The organism is Pseudomonas sp. BNK-15, assembly GCF_047456105.1.
Taxonomy (GTDB): Bacteria; Pseudomonadota; Gammaproteobacteria; order Pseudomonadales; family Pseudomonadaceae; genus Aquipseudomonas; species Aquipseudomonas putida_E.
The window spans coordinates 1,211,364-1,217,500 of the sequence record NZ_CP179898.1; the positions used below are offsets into that span (position 1 = coordinate 1,211,364).

The window sequence follows — 6,137 nt, forward strand, 5'->3', positions numbered from 1 at the left end:
TATTTCCCTCCTGTTGGTACACCGCTCGGCGGAACCCTGCAGGTGGCCTTGACATCCGGTCAACTGATCGGCATGATTCGCGGCCTATTTTGTTTGCTATTTACCTAAAGTCTTTCGAGGAGCTCGACGGTGGCCAACACACCTTCCGCCAAGAAACGTGCAAAACAGGCTGAGAAGCGTCGCAGCCACAACGCCAGCCTGCGTTCCATGGTCCGCACCTACATCAAGAATGTAGTCAAAGCCATCGACGCAAAAGACGCCGAAAAAGCGCAAGCCGCTTACGTTCTGGCTGTACCTGTAATCGACCGTATGGCCGACAAGGGTATCATCCACAAGAACAAAGCTGCTCGCCACAAAGGCCGTCTGAATGGCCACATCAAGGCGCTGAAAGAAGCTGCAGCTGCCTAAGCGACGCTTGTCGAAAAACCGACCCTAGGGTCGGTTTTTTATTGCCTGCGATTTGATGATGCTTCTGTTGCCAGTTACGGCCTCATCGCCGGCAAGCCGGGCCCCACAGAGGCGATAGGGCCGCATAGCGGCCCCTGCATTACTTGGCGATCTGGATCTTCGGTGCCCACTGCAGCCAGGCGTCCTCAGGCTTGTCGAACAAGGCAAAGGTCTGCTGCGGCCGCGCCGGGTTACCCATCTGCTCGCCATCAGGCGTGGCGAATGCAATACCACCGTCGATGAGGGTCTCCAGCGACTCGGTACGCACAGTGGCGCCCTTGAACAAGCCCCAGTCGAAACCGAAACCGCTGCTGTTCCAGAACCGGCTGCCACCGCGCACCAGCGCGGCATAGCGTGGCTCGATCAGGATGTGAATCAGCACGCGGTCTGCCGTCTGGCCCAACTCGAAGCCCGTTACCTTACCCACCGGGACCTCACGGTAGGTCACCGGCACGCCCGGCTTGATCGACCCCCTGCGCGGGGCGCTGAGGGTCAATGGCAGGCCGACTTCCACCCCGGTGATCTCAGGCGCGTCAGCCAAGGCTATGAAATCACGCTGCGAGCCTTTGTCCTTAACAGCGGGCTGCACTTCCAGGTACTGGCCGCCAATCAGGGTATCGAGGTTTTCTGTACGCACCAAGCCAAGGGCCGGCTTGACCACCCAGAACTGCGTCCCTGCACGGGCGATGCGGTCTGCCGCTTCGGTGATACGCGCGCGCAACAACACAGCCTGCAGGTCTTTGGTCAGGTCGACACTCTCGACACTACCAACATCCAGGCCACGGAAACGGATGGGCGTTCCCGGCTTGAGGCCATCTGCACGGTCTACACGGATGGTTATCAGCGTGCCGGCACGGTTTACCGCCTCCTGGCTGTCGTGCAGCCGGAACCTTGGAATATGGCGCTTGAGGGCTACGTTCGGCGTTGGCGTGTCGAAGGCGATGCCACCGGCCATCAGGGTCTGCAGCGACTCACTCTTTATCTTGATGCCCGACAGGCCACCGGTGAGGGTAATGCCGCTGACGTTCCAGAAACGCGAAGAGCCATTGACCAGGTTCTCGTACTCCTTTTCGATGTGCACACCGATCAGGATGCGATTGCTGTTGCGGGCGAACTGGTAGCTCTGCACGCTACCAACCTTGACCTGGCGATACATCACCGGGCTACCGACCTCCAACGAGCCCAGCGTATCGGCGAACAGCACCATGTGCAGGCCAGGCGCCTTGAGGTCCAGCGGCGGTGCCTTGGCCCTTGCTTCGAACTCGCGCTGCGGCGTGGCCCCCTTCTCACCCGGGCGAATGGCAATGTAGTTACCCTTCACCAAGGCCTCCAGGCCTGTGATACCCGCCAGAGAAATGGAAGGTTTGACCACCCAGAACTGCGTGCCATCGACCAGATAGTCTTCGGTCAGGGGGTCCAGGGTCAGCTCAGCCATGGCGCTGCCAAGGTTGTTTTCCATCTTCAGGGCTTTCAGCGAACCGACTTGAATGCCTTTGTACATGACCGGGGTGCGCCCCGCCTGCAGTCCCTCATAGTCGCTCAGCTTGACCTTCACACGGATACCCGCCTGGGCGGCATCGAAATCTTCGTACAAGCGGAATGGCAGGCTCGGGTCGGTGGGCGGGCTATCCTTGCGGTATTCCGGTGTAGCAAAGGCGATACCACCGGCAACGATGCTGGAGAGGGATTCGCTGCGTACTTTTACCCCGGACAGCCCGGCATCGATGCTGATGCCGCTGGCATTCCAGAAGCGCGTGTGTTTGCGCACCAGGCTGGCATAAGCCGGCTCGATGAAGACTTTGACCTCGACCGTGCTCTGGTCCTCGGAAAGGCGATAGCTCTTTACCCGGCCAACCTGGATCTGCTTGTAGAACACCGGGCTGTCGCGATTGAGGGAGCCCAAGCGATCGGCCTTGAGCGTAAGGTGCAAGCCCGGTTCGCTGTCCGAAAGCGGTGGCGCCACCTTCAATGCCTTGAAGCGCTTGGTTCGCTCACCCTCGCCAGGGCTGACGGCAATGTAATTCCCTGACACCAATGTCTCGAGACCCGAGATACCCGCCAGCGTGACACTGGGCTTGACCAGCCAGAACCGTGTCCCTTTGGTAAGGTGAGGCTCTGCGTCTTTGTTCATCTCGATAGTGGCAATGACACCTTGGTTTTCGCCCTCGGCATCGAGCACCAGGCTTTTTACCTTGCCCACGGGCATGCCTTTGTAGATGACTTCGGTTTTGTTGGCGACGATGCCCTCACCGCTCTCGAAACGAACCTCGATTTCCACACCCGCATCACGGTAGGCCTGCCAGGCCAGCCACCCTCCAATCATCAAAGCGATCAGCGGCAGAATCCAGATGGCCGACCAGTTGGAGGCGGGCCGGGTTTTAGCCGTTGGCATGTCACTCATGGTCGTCATCCGACTCCGTGTTATCCCAAATCAGTCGGGGATCGAAAGTTAAAGCAGCGAGCATCGTGAGAATCACCACAGTAGCGAAGGCGACAGCGCCCAGGTTGGCTTCGACACTGGCGATACGGCCGAAATTCACCACCGCCACCAAGATGGCGATGACGAAGATGTCCAGCATGGACCAGCGTCCTATGAACTCGATGAACCGATACATCAAGATGCGTTGCCGCGCTGACAAGGGTTGGCGGCGCTGCACCGAATACAACAACAAACCGATGCCCACCAGTTTGAAGGTGGGCACCAGAATACTGGCAATGAACACCACTGCGGCAATGGGCAACATGCCATGCTTGAGCAGGGTAATGACGCCGGACATGATCGTGTCCGGGCTGCCCTGCCCCAATGTACTGACAGTCATGATCGGCAGCACGTTGGCAGGTATGTACAGGATCGAGGCAGCGATGAGTAGCGCCCAGGTACGAACGATACTGTTGGGCCGACGTGCATGCACAATCGCGCCACAGCGCGTGCAGGTCTGCGACTTGCTCTCGGAATCCTGTCGATTCAGTTCATGACACTCATTGCAGACCATAATGCCCGCATCAATCGCCCGCATGCAGATCCTCCCCTGACAGCGCACTCCAGATCTGGTGTGGAGACATCACCACTTCAAGCCAAACCTGAATCAGCAACAGGCTTATGAAGCAAAACAACCCTAGCCCTACGGTCAGCTCGGCAAGGTCGACCAGCTTCACGATTGCGACCAATACGCCCATGAAGTAGACCTCGAGCATGCCCCAGTCACGCAAATGATGATAAATGCGATAGAACAACAGCCCGTAGCTACGCCCGACGTTCAGGCGGATGCTCAATAGCACCATGAGCTGGCACATCAGCTTGAGAAACGGAACCGCCATGCTGCACAGGAACACCACGACAGCGACACCGCGCATTTCGGAGTTGTACAAGCCCAGCACGCCACTCCACACCGTATCGTCTGAAGTCTGGCCAAGCAGGTGCAGCTGCATGATTGGCAGGAAGTTGGCAGGCACGAAGAGCAGCAGCGCGGTCAGCACCAGTGCCAGGCTGCGATTGACCACATTGTGCCGGTGAGCGTATAGCTCATAACCACAGCGGGGGCACTGCGCCTTTTCATCGTGTTGCAGTTGGGGCTTGCGCATCAGCAGGTCGCATTCATGGCACGCGACCAGCTCGTCAAGCGGCAACTGCTCTAGCGCTTGGGTTTCGACTGGGTTGGGCATCTCGAGGTTCTGAATAGGTAGGTCGGCTCTATTCTAGTGATACAGCTCGAAATGTGGGAGCCGACTTTCGGGAAACGGAGCTGGAAAGACAAAACCCCTACCTGCTCGCGCAGATAGGGGTTTTGCGAAATGAATCTTGACGATGACCTACTCTCACATGGGGAAACCCCACACTACCATCGGCGATGCATCGTTTCACTACTGAGTTCGGGATGGGATCAGGTGGTTCCAATGCTCTATGGTCGTCAAGAAATTCTGTAGCCAGAATGTCCAGATGGACAGCCCAGCGAATTCGGATATGCGATAGTTGTGATGTTGCGAACTTTCGGTTCTTTCGTCTTCACCACCACAATCTGCAGAAGCAAATTGCTTGGGTGTTATATGGTCAAGCCTCACGGGCAATTAGTATTGGTTAGCTCAACGCCTCACAGCGCTTACACACCCAACCTATCAACGTCGTAGTCTTCGACGGCCCTTTAGGGGATTCAAGATCCCAGTGAGATCTCATCTTGAGGCAAGTTTCCCGCTTAGATGCTTTCAGCGGTTATCTCTTCCGAACATAGCTACCCGGCAATGCCACTGGCGTGACAACCGGAACACCAGAGGTTCGTCCACTCCGGTCCTCTCGTACTAGGAGCAGCCCCTCTCAAATCTCAAACGTCCACGGCAGATAGGGACCGAACTGTCTCACGACGTTCTAAACCCAGCTCGCGTACCACTTTAAATGGCGAACAGCCATACCCTTGGGACCGGCTTCAGCCCCAGGATGTGATGAGCCGACATCGAGGTGCCAAACACCGCCGTCGATATGAACTCTTGGGCGGTATCAGCCTGTTATCCCCGGAGTACCTTTTATCCGTTGAGCGATGGCCCTTCCATACAGAACCACCGGATCACTAAGACCTACTTTCGTACCTGCTCGACGTGTTTGTCTCGCAGTCAAGCGCGCTTTTGCCTTTATACTCTACGACCGATTTCCGACCGGTCTGAGCGCACCTTCGTACTCCTCCGTTACTCTTTGGGAGGAGACCGCCCCAGTCAAACTACCCACCATACACTGTCCTCGATCCGGATAACGGACCTGAGTTAGAACCTCAAAGTTGCCAGGGTGGTATTTCAAGGATGGCTCCATGAGAACTGGCGTCCCCACTTCAAAGCCTCCCACCTATCCTACACAAGCAAATTCAAAGTCCAGTGCAAAGCTATAGTAAAGGTTCACGGGGTCTTTCCGTCTAGCCGCGGATACACTGCATCTTCACAGCGATTTCAATTTCACTGAGTCTCGGGTGGAGACAGCGCCGCCATCGTTACGCCATTCGTGCAGGTCGGAACTTACCCGACAAGGAATTTCGCTACCTTAGGACCGTTATAGTTACGGCCGCCGTTTACCGGGGCTTCGATCAAGAGCTTCGCTTGCGCTAACCCCATCAATTAACCTTCCGGCACCGGGCAGGCGTCACACCCTATACGTCCACTTTCGTGTTTGCAGAGTGCTGTGTTTTTAATAAACAGTCGCAGCGGCCTGGTATCTTCGACCGGCATGAGCTTACGGAGCAAGTCCTTCACCCTCACCGGCGCACCTTCTCCCGAAGTTACGGTGCCATTTTGCCTAGTTCCTTCACCCGAGTTCTCTCAAGCGCCTTGGTATTCTCTACCTAACCACCTGTGTCGGTTTGGGGTACGGTTCCCAGTTATCTGAAGCTTAGGAGCTTTTCTTGGAAGCATGGCATCAACCACTTCGTCGCCTAAAGGCAACTCGTCATCAGCTCTCGGCTTTGAGATCCCGGATTTGCCTAAGATCTCAGCCTACCACCTTAAACTTGGACAACCAACGCCAAGCTGGCCTAGCCTTCTCCGTCCCTCCATCGCAATAACTGGAAGTACAGGAATATTAACCTGTTTTCCATCGACTACGCTTTTCAGCCTCGCCTTAGGGACCGACTAACCCTGCGTCGATTAACGTTGCGCAGGAAACCTTGGTCTTTCGGCGTGCGAGTTTTTCACTCGCATTGTCGTTACTCATGTCA

At 56.5% G+C, this 6,137-nt stretch carries 4 protein-coding genes and 2 rRNA genes (1 of these 6 only partly in view); 1 reads left to right on the plus strand and 5 read right to left on the minus strand.

Features of this window, described 5'->3' with window-relative positions:
• Positions 1 to 129: 129 nt before the first annotated feature.
• Positions 130 to 408, plus strand: a complete 279-nt coding sequence (rpsT, locus tag ACMGF5_RS05470) for a 30S ribosomal protein S20 (RefSeq protein WP_003247625.1) — start codon at positions 130 to 132, stop codon at positions 406 to 408.
• Positions 409 to 547: 139 nt separating this feature from the next.
• Here the strand turns inward: rpsT and ACMGF5_RS05475 are convergent, their stop codons facing one another.
• The 5 genes from ACMGF5_RS05475 to ACMGF5_RS05495 form a co-directional block, all read right to left on the minus strand.
• Positions 548 to 2,848, minus strand: coding sequence for an MlaD family protein (locus ACMGF5_RS05475; protein WP_414157629.1), 2,301 nt, complete (start codon positions 2,846 to 2,848; stop codon positions 548 to 550).
• Positions 2,841 to 3,464: a paraquat-inducible protein A gene (locus ACMGF5_RS05480; RefSeq protein ID WP_046784656.1), complete on the minus strand. Its 624-nt coding sequence runs from the start codon at positions 3,462 to 3,464 to the stop codon at positions 2,841 to 2,843. Before ACMGF5_RS05480 ends, ACMGF5_RS05475 begins: the two co-directional genes overlap by 8 nt.
• Positions 3,451 to 4,110 carry a paraquat-inducible protein A gene (locus tag ACMGF5_RS05485; RefSeq protein ID WP_125923355.1) on the minus strand — a complete coding sequence of 220 codons (660 nt, stop codon included), beginning with the start codon at positions 4,108 to 4,110 and terminating at the stop codon, positions 3,451 to 3,453. Before ACMGF5_RS05485 ends, ACMGF5_RS05480 begins: the two co-directional genes overlap by 14 nt.
• 134 nt (positions 4,111 to 4,244) lie before the next feature.
• Positions 4,245 to 4,360, minus strand: a 5S ribosomal RNA gene (gene rrf, locus ACMGF5_RS05490).
• A 131-nt stretch (positions 4,361 to 4,491) separates the two neighbouring features.
• Positions 4,492 to 6,137, minus strand: a 23S ribosomal RNA gene (locus ACMGF5_RS05495); it runs 1,246 nt beyond the window's last position.